This window comes from Aminobacter aganoensis, from assembly GCF_014206975.1.
GTDB lineage: Bacteria > Pseudomonadota > Alphaproteobacteria > Rhizobiales > Rhizobiaceae > Aminobacter > Aminobacter aganoensis.
The window spans coordinates 299,811-320,098 of sequence record NZ_JACHOU010000004.1 but is presented as its reverse complement, the minus strand read 5'-3'; the positions used below and the strand labels follow the sequence as shown (position 1 = coordinate 320,098).

The following is a 20,288-nucleotide window of genomic DNA, read 5'->3' as shown; positions in this document are numbered from 1 at the left end:
GATGACGAGTTTAGGCAAACAGCCGTGCAGGCTCATAGGTTGTCGCGCCACCCGTGGTATCCGCCGTAACCGCCCGGTTTCGGCCGGAACGCTTGGCAGCGTAAAGCGCTGCGTCCGCCGCGAGCAGCATTTCATCGAGCGACGTCACTGCTTCATCGCCGAAACAGACGCCGACGCTGACGGTACTGCGCAGTGGCCCGAGCTTGGTGGCGACGATCTCGGCGCCGAAGGCGGCGCCGATTGCGCGCAATATCTCGTGAGCCTCATCGGGAGCGACACCCGACATGACGACGGCGAATTCCTCGCCGCCCAGCCGAAAGCACTCGACACCGTCCTGGGCGTGGCTCCTGACGACATCTGCGAAGCGCTGCAGGACCGTATCGCCCGCGGCGTGGCCGAAGACGTCGTTGGTACGCTTGAAATGGTCGAAATCGAACATGGCCAGCGCCATCGAAGGTCCGAACCGAGTGTCACGATGAAACATCGTCAAGGCCCTGCGGTTCAGCAAGCCGGTCAGGGGGTCGGTCAGCGTCTGCACGGTCAGCTGGCGCTGGGTGCGCAGGTGATGCAGCGAAATGGTCAGCGCCCCAAGCGCCGTCATGCAGGCAACGACGACGGCAGTGTTCAGGTCTTCGGCCCAGTTCTTGGGGACGGTGCCCAGCGACCACTGCCCCTCCAGGACCAGGACCAAGGCGCAGAGCGTGAAGGAGACGGCAGCGCTGCCAGCGAGCAAGGTGACGGCGGCCAGGATACGCCGATCATATTCGCCGGCGGCCCAGAACATCGCCGTTATCACCACCAGCAGCGCCGTAACCGTCGAATAGGCGAGGACGAAACCCAGACCGTCATAGCCGGCGGCGGTTGCCGCCGTGATCACCACCACCGCCGCAAGGACTGGCCCTGCTGCCATCCTGTGCCAACCGCGCTCGAGATACTGGGCCGTCGAGCACAGGATGACGAAGAAACCGGCAACCAGCAGTGCCAGGGTCACCTGACCAAGCCATGGCGAGGCGTTGCGGCCATATTGCCAAAAGCCGATGACATGGACGACAAGAAGTAGTATCCCCACCGCCATCGTGAAGACGAAACGCGCTTGGCGCGCCGTCAGCCAGATGGCGAGCAGCGTTCCGCTCAGACAGGCGCCGGACAGAGCCGTTGCGAGCAAAAGGGAACCGAAGTCAAGCACGAGGCCCCCGCCTTGTTGATTGTCCGATTGTTTGGGAAGCACTTATGGACTTAGCGGTCGCCCAGCAACCGCCAAAGGCCAGATCGTCGCCACTCATCAACCGGTGATTTCGGTTTGCGTTTACGAATAGTTGCACGGTTGTGTCGCGTTTGACAACATGACGCACGAACATAACCGGAACTTCTATTGCGCCGACGGCAAAACTGGCACACTTGGCAAACTGATTCGCAGCATCGGAAAACCGTATTGAGCATGGACGATAGCAACGATCTTTTCGGCAGCCTCGACAAGCAGCCGCCCCGCCCCGTTTCGCGTCCGGCGGACCCGCTGGTGCAGGCGGCAGTGGCCAAGCGCCCTGCTCCGGCGGCCAAGGACGGCAGCGAGGGCTACAGTGCAGCCGACATCGAGGTGCTCGAAGGCCTGGAGCCGGTGCGCCGGCGCCCCGGCATGTATATCGGCGGCACCGACGAGAAGGCGCTCCACCACCTCTTCGCCGAAGTCATCGACAACTCGATGGACGAGGCCGTGGCCGGGCATGCCACCTTCATCGAGGTCGAGCTTGACGCCGAAGGTTTCCTGACCGTCACCGACAACGGCCGCGGCATTCCCGTCGATCCGCACCCGAAATTCAAGAACAAGTCGGCGCTCGAAGTCATCATGACGACGCTGCATGCCGGCGGCAAGTTCGACTCCAAGGTCTACGAGACCTCGGGCGGCCTGCATGGCGTCGGCGTTTCGGTGGTCAACGCCTTGTCGGACCTGCTCGAGGTCGAGGTAGCGCGCGGCCGCCAGCTCTATCGCCAGCGCTTTTCACGCGGCGTGCCGCAAGGCGGGCTCGAAAGCCTGGGCGACGTGCACAACCGGCGCGGCACCAAGGTGCGCTTCCACCCCGATCCCGACATCTTCGGCAAGGGCGCGCATTTCGAACCGGCCCGCATCTACAAGATGGCGCGTTCGAAGGCCTATCTGTTCGGCGGCGTCGAGATCCGCTGGAGCTGCGACCCGACGCTGCTGAAGGAAAAGGACGAAACCCCGGCGAAAGCGGTGTTCCATTTCCCTGGCGGCCTCGGCGACTATCTCAAGGCCTCGCTTGGCGACGAGATGCAGGTCACCCGCGAAATCTTCTCGGGCAAGAGCGACAAGCAGAGCGGCCACGGCTCGATCGAGTGGGCTGTCACCTGGTTCGGCGGCGATGGCTTCATCAACTCCTATTGCAACACCATCCCGACCGGCGATGGCGGCACCCACGAGATGGGCTTCCGCAACGTCCTGACGCGCGGCCTGCGCGCCTATGCCGACCTCGTCGGCAACAAGCGTGCAGCGATCGTCACTTCCGAGGACGTGATGATCTCGGCTGCCGGCATGCTGTCGGTGTTCATCCGCGAACCGGAATTCGTCGGCCAGACCAAGGACAAGCTGGCAACGGTCGAGGCCATGCGAATCGTCGAGACAGCGATCCGCGATCCGTTCGATCACTGGCTCGCCGACAACCCGCAGGAAGCCTCCAAGCTGCTCGACTGGGTGATCGCGCGCGCCGACGAGCGCGTGCGCCGACGCCAGGAAAAGGAAGTGTCGCGCAAAAGCGCAGTGCGCAAGCTGCGCCTGCCAGGCAAGCTGGCTGACTGTACGCAGAACGCCGCCGCAGGTGCCGAACTGTTCATCGTCGAGGGTGACTCGGCAGGTGGCTCGGCCAAGCAGGCGCGCGACCGAAAGATGCAGGCGATCCTGCCGCTGCGGGGCAAGATCCTCAACGTCGCCAGCGCTGGCAACGACAAGCTGGCGTCGAACCAGCTGATCGGCGACCTGATCCAGGCACTGGGTTGCGGCACGCGCTCGAAATACCGTGAAGAAGACCTGCGCTACGACCGCGTCATCATCATGACCGACGCCGACGTCGACGGTGCCCACATCGCCTCGCTGCTCATTACCTTCTTCTTCCAGGAGATGCCGCAGCTCGTTCGCGGCGGTCACCTCTATATGGCGGTGCCGCCGCTCTACTCGATCCGCCAGGGCGGCAAGGTGGCCTATGCCCGCGACGACGCCCACAAGGAAGAATTGCTGCGCACCGAGTTCAGCGGACGTGGCAAGGTCGAGATCGGCCGCTTCAAGGGCCTTGGCGAGATGATGGCAAGCCAGCTCAAGGAAACGACGATGGACCCGTCGAAGCGCACGCTGCTGCGCGTCGAGGTCCTCGACGATGCCGACGAGACCAAGAGCGCGGTCGATGCGCTGATGGGCACCAAGCCGGAGTTGCGCTTCCGCTTCATCCAGGATCGTGCCGAATTCGCGGCGGCGGACGCCCTCGACATCTGAGGCAAGCGGCGGCTCAGGCCGCCGCGATTGCCAGCGCGTGGCCGCGTGCATTCTCGCGCAGCGCGTCGAGATGGATCGACTTGACCAATCCGGCCAATTCGCCTTCGGCGGCTTGGCCGCCGAGTTCCTTCAGCATCAGCCAGCTGACCTCCTGTGCACCGGCGACGCGGCGTCCATTGGCCACCTCGCGCCAGATCTTCAGGGCCCGCAGGATGATTGCATGCGTCGCATCGGCAAGACCTGCCGAGCGGAACAGGGCCGTCAGCGCCACGTCCTGGCCGGCAGAGAGAAGCGCCCTCACCCGTGGTTCGTCGCGACCGGTCAGCACGACCAGGGCAGCGCCGAAGAAGTCGACCTTGCCGTGGGCGAGGATGCGGATGATGAAGCTTGCCGTGAGATCCCCACGCAGACGAAGATGCTCGACGAGTGCCGCGTGTTCCTGGGCGCGAGTGCCTTCGATGAGCGTCATCGAAGCCTTCACGCAGGCGTCGCGCGTCACGCGCTCGGCACGGGCAGCACCCATCAGTGCCAGGACGAAAGGCGAGGCCTTCAGCGCTTCGCCGAGCTTGACCAGAAGCAGATGCCGGCAATCGGAAGGCAGCCGCTGGTCGGCCACCAGTGCCTCGCGCACACGCGCGTCGCTGCCGAAGCGCTCGGCGATCCGGCGGAAGCTCAGCGAAGCGATGTCGGCGCCATAATTCTGCAGCAACGTGACGCAGGCCTCGGCCTCGCCCACCTCGGCGATGGCGGCCGAGAGCGACATGGAGACGGCAGGCCGGTCGGCGATAAGTACCTGTATGGCGCACGAGCCCGCGGCGACACGGTCGATCAGGTCGGCGTCCGTCAAGAGCGGCGAGCGCGCCAGAACCAAAGCTGCGACGTCGGGCTGGTCGGATGCAAGAGCGGCGATGACCTGCAGCGGCGCATGAGCGCTCATCGACAGCGCCTCTGCCAGCGACTGACGCACCTTCGACGAGGGATCGTCTAGCAACAGCGTCAGCGCCGCCTCTGCGGCGCAGCGGTCCTCGAACGGCATTTCGCGGTTGACGTAGGCATTGGCCAAGGCGGCTGCGGCGGCTGCGCGCTCGCCCACCTTGGCGGTGTCGATCCATCTCAGGAAATGCGAGACCACCATTCGCTTTTCTTCGCCCCCGGCCAGCCGTGCCAAACCCCTGCCACGACCCTAGGAACAAAAGGTTTACGAACCGTTCACCATATCCGTTAACCCGCTTGCCGCCTGCCGTGGCAGCGCCTATCAAAACCGGTGCAACAGGAGGAAATGCGGATGGCCGGTCTTTATCTTGAGGAGTTCGTCGTCGGCCAGGTGATCCGGCACCAGCTCACCAAGACCGTCACAGAGAGCGACAACATGATGTTTTCGACGATGACGCTGAACCCGCAGCCACTGCACATCGATTTCGATTTCGCCGCCAAGAGCGAATGGGGCCAGCCGCTGGTCAATTCACTGTTCACGCTCGGCCTGATGATCGGCATTTCGGTGCACGACACCACGCTGGGCACCACCATCGGCAATCTCGGCATGACCGAGACCACCTTCCCTCACCCCGTCTTCCATGGCGACACCATCCGCGTCGAGACCGAGATCCTTTCGGTGCGCGAATCGAAGTCGAAGACCGATCGCGGCATCGTCGAATTCCTGCATTGCGCCTATAATCAGCATGGCACGCTGGTCGCCAAATGCCAGCGCCAGGCGATGATGAAGAAGAAGGCCGCCTGATGCGTTCGCTGCTGTTCGTTCCCGGAGATTCGGAAAAGAAGCTCGAACGCGGCTTCTCGTCGGGCGCCGACGTCGTCATCGTCGATCTCGAGGATTCGGTGGCACCCGACAACAAGGGCCATGCGCGCGGCGTCGCCGCCGATTTCATCGCCAGCAAGAAACTTGCGACACGCGCCTCGATCTACGTCCGCGTCAACGATCTTTCGACCGGAATGACCGACGACGACCTGCGCGCGATCGTCCCCATCGCACCCGACGGCATCATGCTGCCGAAGTCGAATTCCGGCGCCGACGTCCAGCATCTTTCGACCAAGCTCAGGGTGCACGAGGCCGAGAACGGCCTGCCTGACGGCGCGATCCGCATCATCCCGATCATCACCGAAACCGCCGCCGGCACCCTCGCAACCGCCAGCTATGCTGGCGCCAGCGCGCGCGTTGCCGGCCTGACCTGGGGCGCGGAAGATCTATCGGCGGCAATCGGGGCGCGTGCCACGCGCGACGGCGAGGGCCGCTACACCGACGTGTTCAGGCTCGCGCGTGCCTTGACCGTTCTCGCCGCCTCGGCAGCCGAGGTCGCCGCCATCGATACGGTGTTCGTCAACTTCCGCGACCACGAGGGCCTTCGCACCGAATGCCTGGAGGCCGAGCGCGACGGTTTCACTGCCAAGATGGCCATCCACCCCGACCAGGTCGCCATCATCAACGAGGCCTTCACGCCGGCGAAGGAAGCCGTCGAGCATGCGCAAGCGGTGGTCGCCGCGTTCAGGGAGGCCGGCAATCCTGGTGTCGTCGGCATTGGCGGCCAGATGTACGACCGGCCGCATCTGCGCCGCGCCGAGCGCCTGCTTGCACGGGCCGAGGTCGCCTCTGGGACTTAGTCCTCCCAGCGCGGGCGGCGCATCGCAAAGACTTCACTGACGCTGGAATAGTCCATGTAGCCGAGGCGTGAGACATTGCCGGACTTGACGACGTCGAACAGGCCGTCGGTCAGGAATGCCTCGTCGATGTGCACGCCGACGACCTCGCCGACGATGACGAATATGTCGGTCTGGTTTCCATCCAGTCCCTTCGGGCGAAAGATCTCCGTGACCTTGCATTCCAGCGCTGCCGGTGCCTCGGCAACACGCGGCGGCGCGACCAGCCGCGACGGTGCAGCCGTCAGCCCGGCATAGCCGAACTCGCTCGTGCCCCTGGGGGCATTGACCGAGCTCCGGTTCATCTTCTCGGCGAGGTCGCGCCCGACGACATTGGCCACGAACTCGTGGGTCTCGGCGGCAAAGGTTGCGCTGTCCTTCGGCCCCTCGGAGGAAAACCAGACCAGCGGCGGCTTGCCCGTCAGCGCGTTGAAGAAGGAATAGGGCGCAAGGTTCAGCGCGCCGTCCTTGCCGATGGTCGAGATCCAGCCGATCGGCCTGGGCGAAACGAGCGCCTTGAACGGATCGTGCGGCAGGCCGTGGCCTTGCGAAGGCTCGTAGAACATCGTTCCTAGCCCTCCCAGGGGCCAGTGTAGTCGCTGTGGAGCTTCGCCACATCAGGCCGCGGCCGCTCAATGGCCGTGCCTTCGTAGCTGCCGATATGAATGAAGCCGACAACCCGCTCATGCGGCGCCAGACCAAGCAGGGCGCGAGCCTCCTCGACATCGGAGTACCAGTTGGTGATCATGTTGGTGCCATAGCCGAGCGCGTTGGCTGCGGTCATCAGGTTCATCGCCGCCATGCCGCCGGACAGGAACATCTCCCATTGCGGGATCTTCGGATTGTCCTTGGGGCTCGAAACGACGCCGATGACCAGCGGCGCGCGTGAAAAGCGGGCGAGTTCCTGGTTGCGCCGTCCCTCCGGCAGCGGCCCTTCGCGGCGCTCTGCCAGTTCAGCCAGCTTCTTGCCGATCTCGATGCGCGCATCGCCGCGATAGAGGATGAAGCGCCAGGGCTCGAGACGGCCGTGGTCGGGCACGCGCGTTGCTGCCCGCAGCATCGTCTTGATCTCGCTGTCGGAAGGCGCCGGCGCGCGCAGTTCCGGGATCGGCGCGGAATTGCGGGTCAGCAAAAAGTCGATGATCGGCGATGGCACGGCGCGGGTACTCCTCGGTTTTTGGGCTGAAGCACCGGCAGGAATGGCGGCTGCTTTGGCGGCGGCGCATCGCTGGTCGGAATCCATGGCGCCCGAATAGCCTTGAAATTGCCACCGCCTTGGGCTTCAAACAAGGGATGTCTAGGGGACGCTTCCGCTTTTTCGCACCGATTCTGGGTGCCGCACTGTTTGCAGTGCCGTCTTTTGCCGCTTTTGCCCAGGACGGCGCCGCAGCGATCGATGGCTTGAGCCTTCCCGGCATTTCAAGTTTCGCCGCGCCGCGCGGCGACGAATCCCTGGCAACCAGCGCGTTCGGCGAAATCACCCTGACCGCGCAGCTCACCGACAAGGGCGGCGACATCGGCCGCGGATTGGTCTGGCGTGTGTTCCGTCCCGAAGCTGGCCCGGATGGCAAGCTGCCGCTGGTGGCCTCCGCCCAGGGCGGCACCAGCATGTTCCAGCTGCCGCCCGGCAGCTATCTCGTCCATGCCTCCTATGGCCGCGCCGGCGCCACCAAGCGCATCACGGTCGGCAAGGAAGGCAAGCGCGAGAGCCTGGTGCTCGATGCTGGCGGACTCAAGCTCGACGCCGTGCTTTCGGGCGGCGTGCGCATTCCGCCGGCCAAGCTCAAGTTCTCGATCTATGAAGCGGACGAGGGCAGCGACGGCGAGCGCGCGCTGATCATTCCCGATGTCGAACCCAATTCGGTGGTGCGGCTCAATTCAGGCACCTACCACGTCGTCTCGACCTATGGCGCGGTCAATGCGGTGATCCGGTCGGACATCCGCGTCGAGGCAGGCAAGCTGACCGAGGCAACGGTCGAACATCGCGCTGCCGACCTGACGTTCAAGCTTGTGCGCGAAGCCGGCGGCGAAGCCATCGCCGACACGTCATGGTCGGTGCTGACCGAATCCGGCGACCCGTTGCGCGAGGCTGTCGGCGCTTTTGCCTCGATGGTCCTGTCGGAGGGCGACTACACCATCATCGCCAAGAACCGCGACCGCATCTACCAGCGCGACTTTACCGTCGTTGCCGGCCGCAACCAGGACGTCGAGGTCATCGCCTCCGAAGCGGCGGCAATCGACCCCAATGAAGGCGCCGACTGACGGGCGTAGTGACGCCATCCAAATTTTCTTGAACCCAGACAAAAAAGGGGCGGCATTGATGCCGCCCCTTTTTTACATCCATTTGGCCGCTCAACCCTGTGCTGCGCGACGGCGGTCCGGTGTCGTCGCTTCGTCGCGCAGGGCGGCGATCGCATCGTCGAGGCCCATCGACTGCTGGTCGCGCGAACCGAGGCGGCGGACATTGACGCTTGCCTCTTCTGCCTCGCGCTTGCCGCAGACGAGAATGACCGGAACCTTGGCCAGCGAATGCTCGCGGACCTTGTAGTTGATCTTCTCGTTGCGCAGGTCAGCCTCGGCCGAAAGGCCGGCAGCCTTGAGCTTCGCCACCACCTCGCGGGCATAGTCGTCGGCATCCGACGTGATCGTCGCCACCACCACCTGCTGCGGCGCGAACCACAGCGGGAAATGGCCCGAATAGTTCTCGATCAGGATGCCGAGGAAGCGCTCCATCGAGCCGCAGATGGCGCGATGGATCATGACCGGCTGCTTCTTCTCGGAGTCCGAGCCGATGTAGAAGGCGCCGAAACGCTCCGGCAGGTTGAAGTCGACCTGGGTCGTGCCGCACTGCCATTCGCGGCCGATGGCATCCTTCAGCACATATTCGAACTTGGGACCGTAGAACGCGCCCTCGCCCGGATTGATCGACGTCTTGATCTTGCCACCCGACTGCGCCTCGATGGTCTTGAGCACATTGCTCATGATCTCTTCAGCGTGGTCCCAGGCCTCATCCGAACCGACGCGCTTGTCGGGCCTGGTCGACAGCTTCACCGAAATCTCGTCGAAGCCGAAGTCGGCATAGGTCGTCAGGATCAGGTCGTTGATGCGCAGGCATTCTGCCGCGAGTTGCTCTTCGGTGCAGAAGATGTGCGCATCGTCCTGGGTAAAGCCGCGCACGCGCATAAGCCCGTGCAGTGCACCGGACGGTTCGTAGCGATGAACGTTGCCGAATTCGGCAAGCTTTACCGGCAGATCACGGTACGACTTCAAGCCATGCTTGAAGATCTGCACGTGGCCCGGACAGTTCATCGGCTTGAGCGCGAAGACGCGGTCGTCGTCGGTGTCGTCGCCGGCAACGGTGACCTTGAACATTGCGTCGCGATACCAGCCCCAGTGACCGGACGTCTCCCACAGGCTCTTGTCGAGCACCTGCGGAGCGTTGACCTCCTGATAGCCTTGCGTGTCCAGCCTGCGGCGCATGTAGCTGACGAGGTTCTGGAACATCTTCCAGCCCTTGGCGTGCCAGAACACGACGCCAGGCCCCTCTTCCTGGAAATGGAACAGGTCCATCTCGCGGCCGAGGCGGCGATGGTCACGCTTCTCGGCCTCTTCCAACATGTGGATGTAGCCGTCGAGTTGGGCCTGGTCGGCCCAGGCAGTACCGTAGATGCGCGTCAGCATCGGGTTGTTGCTGTCGCCGCGCCAATAGGCACCGGCAACCTTCATCAGCTTGAAGGCGCTGCCGATCTGGCCGGTCGAAGCCATATGCGGCCCCCGGCAGAGGTCGAACCAGTCGCCCTGGGCGTAGATATTGAGGTTCTGGTCCTCGGGGATCGCATCGATCAGCTCGAGCTTGTAGGCCTCGCCCTTGTCGCGGAACACCTGCTTGGCCTTGTCGCGCGACCAGACCTGCTTGGTGAAAGGCTTGTTGCGGCCGATGATCTCGCGCATCTTCTTTTCGATCGCCGGGAAATCCTCGGGCGTGAAAGGCTCGTTGCGAGCGAAGTCATAATAGAAGCCGTTGTCGATGACGGGGCCGATGGTCACCTGGGTCCCAGGCCACAATTCCTGCACCGCTTCGGCGAGCACGTGGGCCGCGTCGTGACGTATCAGTTCCAGCGCGCGCGGATCATCGCGGGTGACGATCTCGACCTTGCCGGACTTGCCGAGCGGGTCGGACAGGTCGCGCACGGTGCCGTCGATGGCATAGGCCACGGCTTTCTTGGCAAGCGACTTCGAGATCGACTCGGCCAGGCCAGCACCGGTCAGCGCCGCGTCGTATTCGCGAACGGAACCATCGGGAAATGTCAGGGAAACGGAATTCGACAAAGCTCTTCTCCTATCCAGTCCCGCAAACGAGCGCGGGTGGGCAAAAACACCGGATGCGTCCGGCAACGAGCGACCTTTTAGGGGGAGAATGGGCTGTCGTAAAGCCGGGCAGCACTGCCCTGCCGCGCCCCGCAACTATGACGGCGCGTTAGTCGGCCGGCTCCACCAACTCGGGAAGACTTGCCAGGAAACTGTCGCGCACCTTGGGGCCGAGGAACACCGGGCTCTTGCCATCATTGACGAAAAGCCTGGCGAAGACGATGCGGCGGCCACCCTTCTCGGCCCAGCCGACAAACCAGCCGAGGGGCCTGCTGCGGTCGATCTTGCCCGACTTGCCAGTCAGCCAGCCGGTACCGGTCTTGCCCTTGACCTGCCAGTCGCCCGCCTGGAAAGGCGGCAACACGGCCATCGTGAGATCGATGGAGCGCGTTGAAACCGGCAGGCTGCGCTCGAGGATGCGACGGATGAAGCCGACCTGCTCATCGGGCGAGATCTTCAACGAGGAACTCAGCCAGCTATGCGTAAGCCCATCCTTCTTGCCGGGATTGCCCGAGATGTCGCCGTTGCCATAGGCGAAGCCAGCGACATAGCCGGCAAACCGCTTGCTGCCGAGCTTGCGCGTCATCTCGCGGGAGAACCACAGGACCGAGTCCCTCTCCCATATCGTCGGGTCGACCGCCTTGTGGTCGCGCTTCACCGCATCGAACTCGGGCCGGTAGTCCCAGCGTGGCGAATGCGCATCGGCGAGAATGCCGGCATCGTACCCCATCAGCGCCAGCGGCACCTTGAACGTGGATGCCGGGCTTACCCGGCGGTCGCAGGTGCCGTCGCGACGCAACACGGCACCGCTGCCCGCATCGACGATGAGGGTGCATTCGAGAATCGGTCTCGGGACGACCAGTTCGGTCGCAGAGGACGCAGGCATCAAAACCAGCAAGGCAAGAAGTGTGGTTGCGCCTAGGGCAAGATGACGGATCGCAAAGGACACGTGTGATGTTCCCAATTGCACGGCCCTATGCTCAGGGCGATTCCGCGGCAATGCAGTCAAGTCTCTTGCGCTGAATCACAGCGCATGCCCGCTTCGCTGTGGCCTCATCGTCAAAACCTTCGAAACGTGCCCGATAGAGTGTCTTGCCGTTGCGAATTGTCGGCTCGATCTGCGCTGAAGCACCGGCATGAACGGAGCGGACAGATTTCGTGACCTTGTCCAGCAATGCCCGAGCAGCCTCCTGGCCCGGCAAGGCAGCGATCTGAATGTGCCATCCCGTCAGTGCAGACGCGGGGAAGCCGCCATCACCCTGTTCGATCATGGAATCATCCATGGCAACTTCCATCGGCGGTCGTGGGGTAGGAACAGGCACCGCAAGCGCCACCAAAGGCGTGGGGGCGGTGACGCCCTTCTGCCGGCTGAAGCGCGTCAACAGCGCCGCCATCTGCTCGTCGCGCTTGCGCGCCGTCTTGCCGCCGAGCACCACGCCGATGAGGCGGTGGCCATTTAACGTGGCGGAACTCGCGATGTTGTAGCCTGCCACACTGGTATATCCCGTCTTGATCCCGTCCACGCCGTCATGTCGGTACATGAGGTTGTTGTGGCCCTTGCGACGCTTTCCGCGAAATACAAGGGATGGTTGCGAGAACAGACGATATTCCTTGGGAAATTCTCGCTGAAGCGCCAGACCGAGCACAGCCATGTCTCGTGCCGTCGTCGTCTGCCTGAGCCCGTCAGTCAGCCCGGACGGGTTGGTAAAGACGGTGTGCTTCATCCCGAGCCGCCTGCCCTGTCGCGTCATCAAACGACCGAAGGCAGCTTCCGATCCGGCCAGACGCTCGCCTATGGCGGCGGCTGCATCGTTGGCGGAGACAACGATCATGCCGTCCACTGCTTCACGCACGCTGATCGTGTCGCCGGGCTTCACCCATAACTTGGTGGGAATTTTCATGGAAGCATGGCGGGACATCACGATCCGATCATCCCACCGCAGCCGGCCATCACGGATCGCCTCGAACGTTATGTAGAGCGTCATCATCTTGGCCAGTGAGGCAGGCGGCTGGATACGGCTGCCGCCTTGCTCCGCCAAAACCACACCACGGTCCGCATCGAGCACGACCCAAGAGGTTTCGGCCATCGTCGCACCGGTGCCCAGCATGACGACGGCGACCGCGAACAGAGCACCAAAAAAAGTGCGGACACCCCGCGCTGCACGCAAAGCCTGCATCAAGCCCTCTCGAACAAAAATCGCTTTCGGAAAAGCGGGTGCAGCTGAAATGGAACCTTGGGCCTGGGACCAGGCAGGCGCAGAATGCTTACATTTCGCTAACAAATAATGAGTGAAATTTTAACGATTGCTCGGCTGGCGGGATAATACAGCCCGCATCGTTCTATCCACGGTCGCACGTTCGACCGACTCGACCGACCTCTCGATACCGCCAGGCCGTGAACCAGCGATAGCGTGGCGCCAGTTCCTCCGGCACGCGGTCGATGCCGTGCGTGCCCCACGGCCCGCAGCGCGACACCCTGAAAAGACCCATCCAGCCGCCGGCCCACAGGCCATGGCGGGCAATCGCCTCGTGCGCGTATTCCGAGCAGGTCGGCAGGTGCCGGCACGAATTGCCGATGAAACCCGAAAGTGTCAGCTGATAGAGCCGTACCAGGGTCGTGCCGAACACACGCCCCGGCGTCTTGCGCCAGGGACCGGGCCAATTGCGGCCCCGTGCCGCCAGTTTGGCATGGCTATGGTCGTGGCCGCCGCTCACCGCCTGCATCGCTCCGGGTTGTCCATCCGCCATAGATGTCAATTCCGACATGCAGACGCAATGTCCGGCGCATAGGACCGCCCAGTTGCGGCGCCGTGTCACGCAAGCCAGCTGCGTTTCGCCGGTCGGTGGGGGCACCGATGCTGCGGGACGTCGAGCTGCTGCCGAGCGGCGCCGCAGCGTCCTGTGAAGCGAGGGGAATGGTCGGCCTGGAAAGTCGCGATGCGGAACGTTTCCGCATAGGCGTTGAAGAGCGTCGGCATGGTCTGGCCTCCTTGATGGGAGGATTTGACCGCCTCTGGTCGTTTCCTTCAAACGAGTATAACGTCCACCATGGATAACTTGAGATTATGCGAATGAAGCGCGGGAGGTTGCCGCTGACAGCATTGAGAAGCTTCGAGGCAGCCGGACGGCACCTGAGCTTCAGCCGCGCGGCGGAAGAGCTGTTTGTCACCCAGGCCGCCATCAGCCGCCAGATACGCGAACTGGAAACATTTCTGCAGCAGCCGCTCTTCGTGCGCTATCACCGCCGCGTCGAGTTGACCGAGCCGGGCCAGAACCTGCTGCAGCAGCTCATCAAGAGTTTCGACGACATCGACCAGCGGCTTGCCGAGCTGGCGACCAGACCGTTGCTTTCAGTGGTCAGCGTCAGCGTCGAACCGGCATTGGCCGCCAGCTGGCTGGTGCCGAGGCTCAACAGGTTCCGCGAATTGCGGTCCGATATCGACATCGCGCTCGATGTCGATCCACGGCTGATCGACTTCCGCAGCGGCCAGGCTGAACTCGCCTTGCGTTTCAGCGCGCACAACACGTCATGGCCGCGCTGCGAGGCGGAGCTGCTGGGGCCGGTCACCGATTCGCCGGTGCTGTCGCCGACGCTGCTGGCGTCCGGTCCGCCGCTGGAGTGTCCGGCCGATCTGCGCCGCTATACGCTGCTGCATGAAGAAAACCGCCAGGGGTGGGCCCGCTGGTTCGAAGCCGCCGGCGCCATTGAAGCGCCGGTCCCGGAACGAGGACCGCTCCTGGCCGACGCCGCCTTGTCGAAACAGGCGGCGATGCTGGGCCACGGCGTGGCCCTTGGCGACCTCTTGCTGGTGCGCGAGGAACTTGAGGCGGGAACGCTGGTCAAGCCGTTCGAGGCAAACGTCGTGTGCGGCGGCTACTGGCTGGTGGCCAAGAACCTGCACAAGCTGTCGGAACCAGCGACAGCCTTCGCCGACTGGATCAGGGCCGAATTCGCCGAAAGCCTGCGCCTCCTGGAGGACCTTTAGGCCGCGGCCTGCTTGCGCTCGATCTGGCCGATCGCATCGACCACGGCATCGAAGGTCAGCATGGTCGAGGCATGGCGCGCCCTGTAGTCGCGCACCGGCTCCAGATATTTGAGGTCATCGAAGCGGCCTTCGGGCGGCGTGCCGCCTTCCTTGAGCATGCGCAGCATGGCCTCGCGCACGGCGCGAAGCTCGACGGCGCTGGCGCCGACGACGTGCTCGGCCATGATCGACGACGACGCCTGGCCCAGCGCACAGGCCTTCACTTCATGGGCGAAGTCGGTGACGACGCCGTCCTCCATCTTGAGATCGATGGTGACTGTCGAGCCGCACAGCTTGGAATGCGCAGTGGCAGACGCATCAGGGTGATCGAGGCGCCCGAGCCGGCCGATGTTGCCGGCAAAGCCAAGAATTTTCGTGTTGTAGATGTCGTCGATCAACTTTTTTCACTCTGAGTGCGTGTTATGAGCAACTCTTGTCGCTGTCGCATCTTTCAATCGTCGTCTCCACCTATATATAATGGTGGCGCTCGCCTCCCGGCAAGGCAACAGGACTGACATCGGGAGGATGGGTGGAAATGAGCAGCTTTAGGTACGGCACTCAATCGGTGGTCCCTGAAGTGGCTGTGTCCGTTCAACTCGTCCCTGCTCAGACAGGGACTACTGGAGACGCCTGAGATGGATGCCGTTGCCAAGAAGCTGATGCCGCAATCAGCCTATATGGAAAAGCCTGCAACCGACCGGCCGACCGAGGCCGAGGTCGAGGCTGCAGTGAGTGTTCTTTTGCGCTGGACGGGCGACAATCCCGCGCGCGAAGGCCTGATCGACACGCCTAAGCGCGTGACCAAGGCTTTCCGCGAGATGTTCAACGGCTACGACATGTGCCCGGCCGAAGAGCTCGGCCGCACCTTCGAGGAAGTGGCCGGATATGACGACCTCGTCATCGTTCGCGACATCAAGTTCCATTCGCATTGCGAACACCACATGGTGCCGATCATCGGCAAGGCCCATGTCGGCTACCTGCCGGACGGCAAGGTTGTCGGCCTGTCCAAGATCGCACGTGTCGTCGACATCTTCGCCCACCGGCTGCAGACCCAGGAAGCGATGACGGCGCAGATTGCCGGTGTCATCCAGGACGTGCTAAATCCGCGCGGCGTCGCCGTGATGATCGAGGCCGAGCACATGTGCATGGCCATGCGCGGCATCCGCAAGCAAGGGTCGTCGACCCTGACCTCCACCTTCACCGGCGTTTTCCGGGACACCCCCGAAGAACAGGTCCGGTTTGTCACCATGATACGAGCCGGCGGGCTCTAATCTCCCCTCGCCGGTTCCCGAAACCCAGGATCCGGCGATGTCCGCTCTGAAATTCTCCGAAGCTACAAACGACAAGCGTGCGCTCGAAGAGGGCGAGGCGTTCACGCCGCGCTTCGACGCGAACGGGCTGGTCACCGCGGTCGTCACCGATGCCTCTGACGGCATGCTGCTGATGGTGGCGCATATGAATGCCGAGGCGTTGGCGCTGTCGATCGAAACCGGCATCGCGCATTACTGGTCGCGGTCGCGCGGCTCGCTCTGGAAGAAGGGCGAGACCTCAGGGAATTTCCAGAACATCGTGGAGATGCGGACCGACTGCGACCAGGACGCGGTCTGGCTGCGTGTAAAAGTTACCGGCCACGACGCAACCTGTCACACCGGCAGGCGTTCCTGTTTCTATCGGACGGTGGGGCAAAAGGACGGCTTCGCGACGCTCAGCGCGGACGGCAGCGTTCCCCTGTTCGATACAGACGAGACCTATCGCAAGAAATCGTGAACCGGCTTCCGGTCCCGCGACACAAAGATTCACGATTTTAATACGTGTCCGGTGTACTCTGGTTTCGGGACAAGGGAGATCGTGATGCTCGAATGGGCGTCATTCCACGCGCGTCAGAACGTCCGGGAAGCCAACGGCTTTTCCTCGGGTACGGGCGCCGACGGTCCACAGATAGCCAAGGAAACCGGAATCTCCCTCGCTCTCGGCGGCGGTGCCGCGCGCGGCTGGGCACATATCGGCGTGCTGCGCGCGCTCGATGAAGCCGGCATTCGGATCAACATGATCGCCGGCACCTCGATCGGCGCACTCGTCGGCGGCTGCTACCTCGCGGGCAAGCTCGACCAACTCGAGGAATTCGCCCGCAGCCTGACCAAGCGCCGCATCTTCGGCCTGTTCGACCTGCAGATCGTCGGCAACGGCCTGTTCGGCGGCATGAAGCTGGATTCGCGCATGCAGCAGCACATGTCCGGCCTGACCTTCGAGGACCTGCCGAAGCCGTTTGTCTGCGTTGCCGCTGAAATCCGCACCGGCCATGAGATCTGGCTGTCGAGCGGTTCGCTGATCAAAGCGATGCGGGCCTCCTATGCCCTGCCCGGAGTCTTCGAACCCGTAACCTGCAACGGCCGCGTCCTTGTCGATGGCGCGCTGGTCAATCCGGTGCCGGTCTCGGTCTGCCGCGCCAACGAGCAGCCGCTGGTGGTGGCCGTCAACCTGCACTACGACCTGTTCGGCCGTGCGGCCGTCATCAAGCACAGTGCCGGCGAACTGATGGTCGAACGCGACGCCAAGCCGGCCGACCAGTTCGACGCCAATCGCAGCGCGCGTGAATCGCGGCTGGGCATTACCGGGGTGATGGTCGAGGCCTTCAACATCATCCAGGACCGCATTTCGCGGGCGCGCCTGGCCGGCGACCCGCCCGACCTGTCGCTGCAGCCCAAGCTTGGCCACATCGGCCTGTCGGAGTTCCATCGCGCCGACGAAGCGATCCGCCTCGGCTACGAGGCCACAAAGGCGCAGATGGAAGAGATCGTCCGACTGCAGGCCGTTCTCGGCTAAGGCCCGGCAAGCGACGCGTCGATGACGCGCAACTGTACTGTCCGGTTGCCGTTCCAGTGATTGACCGACAGCGACCCGGCGACATGGACGGTGCGACCGGTGTTCCTCAACAGGAACTCGCCGAGCGGCGCCTCGGCGGAGCGGAACGAGATGCCCTGGATGCGGCCGCCGCTCTCCGAGCGCAAGTCGATCCGCACATGGCCCGTGCCGATCACCCGGACATCGGCCAGCTTGTGCCGCGGCAAAACGAATGTCGGAGCCACGTGCCCCTGGCCGAACGGGCCGGCCTTTTCCAACGACTCGACAAGCGCCAGAGTCGCGCCTTCGGCGGCCAGCGCACCGTCAACCAGCAGGCTTTCCTCGTCCTGCAGGCGGAACACGTCTGCTGCCGCTCGCGTCTCGAAGAAGGCACGCAATTCGCCGAGCTTGGCGCGCTCGACGGTGATGCCGGCCGCCATGGCATGGCCGCCACCCTTGACCAGCAAGCCGGCCTCGACGGCCTCGCGCACCAGGCGACCCAGGTCGAAACCTGAAACGGAACGCCCCGAACCGGTGCCAAGGCCGTTGCCGTTGAAGGCAATGGCGAAAGCCGGCCGTCGGGCATGGTCCTTGAGCCGCGATGCCAGCAAGCCGACGATGCCCGGATGCCAGGTGGTGTTGGCCGTCACCAGCACCGCCGGCCCCGGCCCGGCGCCGATCTCCGCATCGGCCTCGGCCCGTGCCTCGGCCAGCATGATCGTCTCCATCGCCTGCCGCTCCTGGTTCAGGCGATCGAGCGTTTCGGCGATCGTGCCGGCCTCGACCGGATCGTCGGTCGCCAGCAGCTTGCTGCCGAGCGCGGCATCACCGATGCGCCCGCCGGCATTGATACGCGGTCCGAGCAGGAACGACAGATGGAACGTGTTCAGCGGTTCGCCGATGCGGGCGACGCGGGCGAGCGCGGTCAGCCCGGGATTGTTCTGCTGGCGCATCGCCTGCAGGCCCTTGACGACGAAGGCCCTGTTGACGCCGGTCAGCGGCACCACGTCGGCCACGGTCGCGAGCGCCACCAGATCGAGCAGCTTGAGCAGGTCGGGGCGCGGGGCGTCCGGCAGTCGCTCGCGCAACACCTTGGCGGTCTGCACCAACGTCAGGAAAGTCACCCCGGCGGCACAGAGATGGCCCTGGCCCGAAAGATCGTCGTCGCGGTTGGGATTGACCACTGCAGCGGCATTGGGCAGCGGGCCGCCGACCTGGTGGTGGTCGAGCACGACGACATCGGCGCCGGCCTCGTTGGCCGCGTCGATCGATGCCGCGCTGTTGGTGCCGCAGTCCACCGTGACGATCAGGCGGGCGCCGCGGCCGATCAGTTCACGCATCGCATCGGGATTGGGGCCGTAGCCTTCGAAGACGCGGTCAGGGATGTAGATTTCGGCCTCGACGCCGAAGTGGCCGAGAAACCGCTTCATTAGCGCCGACGAACTGGCACCATCGACGTCGTAATCGCCGAAGATGGCGACACGCTCGCCGCGCTGCACCGCATCGGCGATGCGGCTGGCGGCCTTGTGCATGTCGGTCAACGTTGCCGGGTCCGGCAGCAGGTCGCGGATGGTCGGATCGAGGAAGCGCTCGGCATCCTCCGGCAGGACGCCGCGCCCGGCCAGCACGCGCGCGACGATGTCGGGCACGCCATGGCCCTGGGCGATGGCAAGCGCCAGCATGTCCTGGCGTTCGGTCAGCCGGTGTTCCCATGAAACACCGGTGGCCGAACGCCGTACGCCGAGGAAATTACGCTTTTCAATCGCCATTCAAAGGAGGTCCACCCGCTTCGGATCGACCATAGGCGACCGCGACAAGCGCGTAATCAGAATTTTTCGAGATCCTGATGGCGCGCCTTGATTTCACGGACGGTCTTGGATGACGAACGCAGCACGATGGTGTGCGTGGTGATCGAGTCGCGTCCGAACTTCACGCCGGCAAGCATGTTGCCGTCAGTGACACCGGTCGCAGCAAACAGCACGTCGCCGCGCGCCATTTCCTCGATGCGATAGACCTTGTTGGGGTCAGTGATGCCCATGGTTGCCGCGCGAGCGACCTTGTCGGCGCTGTCGAGCAGCAGGCGGCCTTGCATCTGGCCACCGGTGCAGCGCAGCGCCGCTGCCGCCAGCACACCCTCCGGCGCGCCGCCGGTGCCGAGATAGATGTCGATGCCGGTTTCATCCGGATCGGTGGTGTGGATGACGCCGGCCACGTCGCCGTCGCCGATCAGGCGAATGGCGGCACCGGTCGCGCGCACGGCTTCGATCAGCTTGGCATGGCGCGGACGATCAAGGATGCAGGCGGTGACTTCTTCGACCGGCACGCCCTTGGCCTTGGCGACGCTGGCGATGTTCTCTGCCGGCGAGGCATCGATGTCGATGACGCCATCGGGGTAGCCCGGGCCGACGGCGATCTTGTCCATGTAGACGTCAGGGGCAAACAGCAGGCTGCCCTTTTCGGCAATGGCGATGACGGCCAGCGCATTGGGCAGGTTCTTGGCGCAGATGGTGGTGCCTTCGAGCGGGTCGAGCGCGATGTCGACCTCGGGACCGCCCGCGCCGACTTCCTCGCCGATATACAGCATTGGTGCCTCGTCGCGCTCGCCTTCGCCGATGACGACGGTGCCATCGATGGCGAGGCGGTTCAGTTCCTGGCGCATGGCGTCGACAGCCACCTGGTCGGCGGCCTTCTCGTCGCCGCGTCCGCGCAGCCGTGCGGCAGCGACAGCCGCGCGCTCGGTGACGCGCACGAGTTCCATGGTGAGAATCCGGTCGAGGCCGGCAACAACGCTTTTCGCCATATCAGGGTCCTGAAGTCGATGAATTCGGAGCGCCCGAACCGGGCCGGCCCTTATTGTCAAACCCTTGTGACAACGGCAAGACCTGTTGCCCGCTTTATCGAAA

General features: G+C 64.0%; 20 protein-coding genes. 8 read left to right on the top strand and 12 right to left on the bottom strand.

The features are described from left to right. Positions 1 to 10: 10 nt before the first annotated feature. The gene (locus GGR00_RS12400; RefSeq protein ID WP_184699569.1) at positions 11 to 1,186 is read right to left on the bottom strand and encodes a diguanylate cyclase; all 1,176 of its coding nucleotides are present in this window, start codon (positions 1,184 to 1,186) and stop codon (positions 11 to 13) included. A 252-nt stretch (positions 1,187 to 1,438) separates the two neighbouring features. Between GGR00_RS12400 and parE the strand changes: the two genes are divergently transcribed. Next, positions 1,439 to 3,499 carry a DNA topoisomerase IV subunit B gene (gene parE, locus GGR00_RS12395; protein WP_055970918.1) on the top strand — a complete coding sequence of 687 codons (2,061 nt, stop codon included), beginning with the start codon at positions 1,439 to 1,441 and terminating at the stop codon, positions 3,497 to 3,499. 13 nt (positions 3,500 to 3,512) lie between these two features. On the opposite strand, the gene GGR00_RS12390 is transcribed toward parE, so the two are convergent. After that, positions 3,513 to 4,634, bottom strand: coding sequence for a DUF2336 domain-containing protein (locus tag GGR00_RS12390; protein ID WP_055970916.1), 1,122 nt, complete (start codon positions 4,632 to 4,634; stop codon positions 3,513 to 3,515). Positions 4,635 to 4,778: 144 nt separating this feature from the next. Here GGR00_RS12390 and GGR00_RS12385 point away from each other — a divergent pair, with 144 nt between their 5' ends. Next, positions 4,779 to 5,237, top strand: a complete 459-nt coding sequence (locus tag GGR00_RS12385; RefSeq protein WP_446680610.1) for a MaoC family dehydratase — start codon at positions 4,779 to 4,781, stop codon at positions 5,235 to 5,237. Next, the gene (locus GGR00_RS12380; RefSeq protein ID WP_184699568.1) at positions 5,237 to 6,115 is read left to right on the top strand and encodes an HpcH/HpaI aldolase/citrate lyase family protein; all 879 of its coding nucleotides are present in this window, start codon (positions 5,237 to 5,239) and stop codon (positions 6,113 to 6,115) included. Before GGR00_RS12385 ends, GGR00_RS12380 begins: the two co-directional genes overlap by 1 nt. Here the strand turns inward: GGR00_RS12380 and GGR00_RS12375 are convergent. Together GGR00_RS12375 and GGR00_RS12370 are read right to left on the bottom strand one after the other, a co-directional pair. Continuing rightward, positions 6,112 to 6,717 (bottom strand): flavin reductase family protein, encoded by a 606-nt coding sequence (locus GGR00_RS12375; RefSeq protein WP_055970911.1) that lies wholly within the window; start codon positions 6,715 to 6,717, stop codon positions 6,112 to 6,114. The two genes, GGR00_RS12380 and GGR00_RS12375, sit on opposite strands and share 4 nt — an antisense overlap. A 5-nt stretch (positions 6,718 to 6,722) precedes the next feature. Next, positions 6,723 to 7,307: a nitroreductase family protein gene (locus GGR00_RS12370; protein ID WP_055970909.1), complete on the bottom strand. Its 585-nt coding sequence runs from the start codon at positions 7,305 to 7,307 to the stop codon at positions 6,723 to 6,725. A 137-nt stretch (positions 7,308 to 7,444) separates the two neighbouring features. On the opposite strand from GGR00_RS12370, the gene GGR00_RS12365 reads away from it, so the two are divergent. Next, positions 7,445 to 8,413, top strand: coding sequence for a hypothetical protein (locus GGR00_RS12365; protein ID WP_055970907.1), 969 nt, complete (start codon positions 7,445 to 7,447; stop codon positions 8,411 to 8,413). A gap of 90 nt (positions 8,414 to 8,503) precedes the next feature. Here GGR00_RS12365 and thrS read toward each other — a convergent pair whose 3' ends face one another. From thrS to GGR00_RS12340, 5 genes are all read right to left on the bottom strand, one after another. Next, positions 8,504 to 10,480, bottom strand: a complete 1,977-nt coding sequence (gene thrS, locus GGR00_RS12360) for a threonine--tRNA ligase (RefSeq protein WP_055970905.1) — start codon at positions 10,478 to 10,480, stop codon at positions 8,504 to 8,506. A gap of 148 nt (positions 10,481 to 10,628) precedes the next feature. Further along, on the bottom strand, positions 10,629 to 11,468 hold the full coding sequence (blaOXA, locus tag GGR00_RS12355; RefSeq protein WP_377865153.1) for a class D beta-lactamase: 840 nt from the start codon (positions 11,466 to 11,468) through the stop codon (positions 10,629 to 10,631). 31 nt (positions 11,469 to 11,499) lie between these two features. Then, on the bottom strand, positions 11,500 to 12,696 hold the full coding sequence (locus GGR00_RS12350; protein WP_184699585.1) for a serine hydrolase: 1,197 nt from the start codon (positions 12,694 to 12,696) through the stop codon (positions 11,500 to 11,502). 163 nt (positions 12,697 to 12,859) lie between these two features. Next, positions 12,860 to 13,243, bottom strand: a complete 384-nt coding sequence (gene yidD, locus GGR00_RS12345) for a membrane protein insertion efficiency factor YidD (RefSeq protein ID WP_184699584.1) — start codon at positions 13,241 to 13,243, stop codon at positions 12,860 to 12,862. Positions 13,244 to 13,332: 89 nt separating this feature from the next. After that, entirely contained in the window at positions 13,333 to 13,497 is a 165-nt protein-coding gene (locus GGR00_RS12340; RefSeq protein ID WP_184699566.1) for a hypothetical protein, read from the bottom strand. Positions 13,498 to 13,590: 93 nt separating this feature from the next. Between GGR00_RS12340 and GGR00_RS12335 the strand changes: the two genes are divergently transcribed. After that, positions 13,591 to 14,505, top strand: coding sequence for a LysR substrate-binding domain-containing protein (locus GGR00_RS12335; RefSeq protein ID WP_184699565.1), 915 nt, complete (start codon positions 13,591 to 13,593; stop codon positions 14,503 to 14,505). Here the strand turns inward: GGR00_RS12335 and GGR00_RS12330 are convergent. After that, positions 14,502 to 14,942, bottom strand: a complete 441-nt coding sequence (locus GGR00_RS12330) for an iron-sulfur cluster assembly scaffold protein (protein ID WP_184699564.1) — start codon at positions 14,940 to 14,942, stop codon at positions 14,502 to 14,504. The two genes, GGR00_RS12335 and GGR00_RS12330, sit on opposite strands and share 4 nt — an antisense overlap. A 237-nt stretch (positions 14,943 to 15,179) precedes the next feature. On the opposite strand from GGR00_RS12330, the gene folE reads away from it, so the two are divergent. The 3 genes from folE (at position 15,180) to GGR00_RS12315 (ending at position 17,367) form a co-directional block, all read left to right on the top strand. Continuing rightward, positions 15,180 to 15,815 carry a GTP cyclohydrolase I FolE gene (gene folE / locus GGR00_RS12325; RefSeq protein WP_055970896.1) on the top strand — a complete coding sequence of 212 codons (636 nt, stop codon included), beginning with the start codon at positions 15,180 to 15,182 and terminating at the stop codon, positions 15,813 to 15,815. Between the two features lie 37 nt (positions 15,816 to 15,852). Next, complete coding sequence (gene hisI / locus GGR00_RS12320; protein WP_055970894.1) at positions 15,853 to 16,311, top strand: phosphoribosyl-AMP cyclohydrolase; 459 nt, start codon at positions 15,853 to 15,855, stop codon at positions 16,309 to 16,311. An 84-nt stretch (positions 16,312 to 16,395) separates the two neighbouring features. Next, on the top strand, positions 16,396 to 17,367 hold the full coding sequence (locus tag GGR00_RS12315) for a patatin family protein (RefSeq protein WP_184699563.1): 972 nt from the start codon (positions 16,396 to 16,398) through the stop codon (positions 17,365 to 17,367). Here the strand turns inward: GGR00_RS12315 and recJ are convergent. Continuing rightward, entirely contained in the window at positions 17,364 to 19,154 is a 1,791-nt protein-coding gene (recJ, locus tag GGR00_RS12310) for a single-stranded-DNA-specific exonuclease RecJ (protein WP_184699562.1), read from the bottom strand. The genes GGR00_RS12315 and recJ overlap by 4 nt on opposite strands. A gap of 56 nt (positions 19,155 to 19,210) precedes the next feature. Further along, entirely contained in the window at positions 19,211 to 20,185 is a 975-nt protein-coding gene (glpX, locus tag GGR00_RS12305) for a class II fructose-bisphosphatase (protein WP_055970887.1), read from the bottom strand. Positions 20,186 to 20,288: the final 103 nt, after the last annotated feature.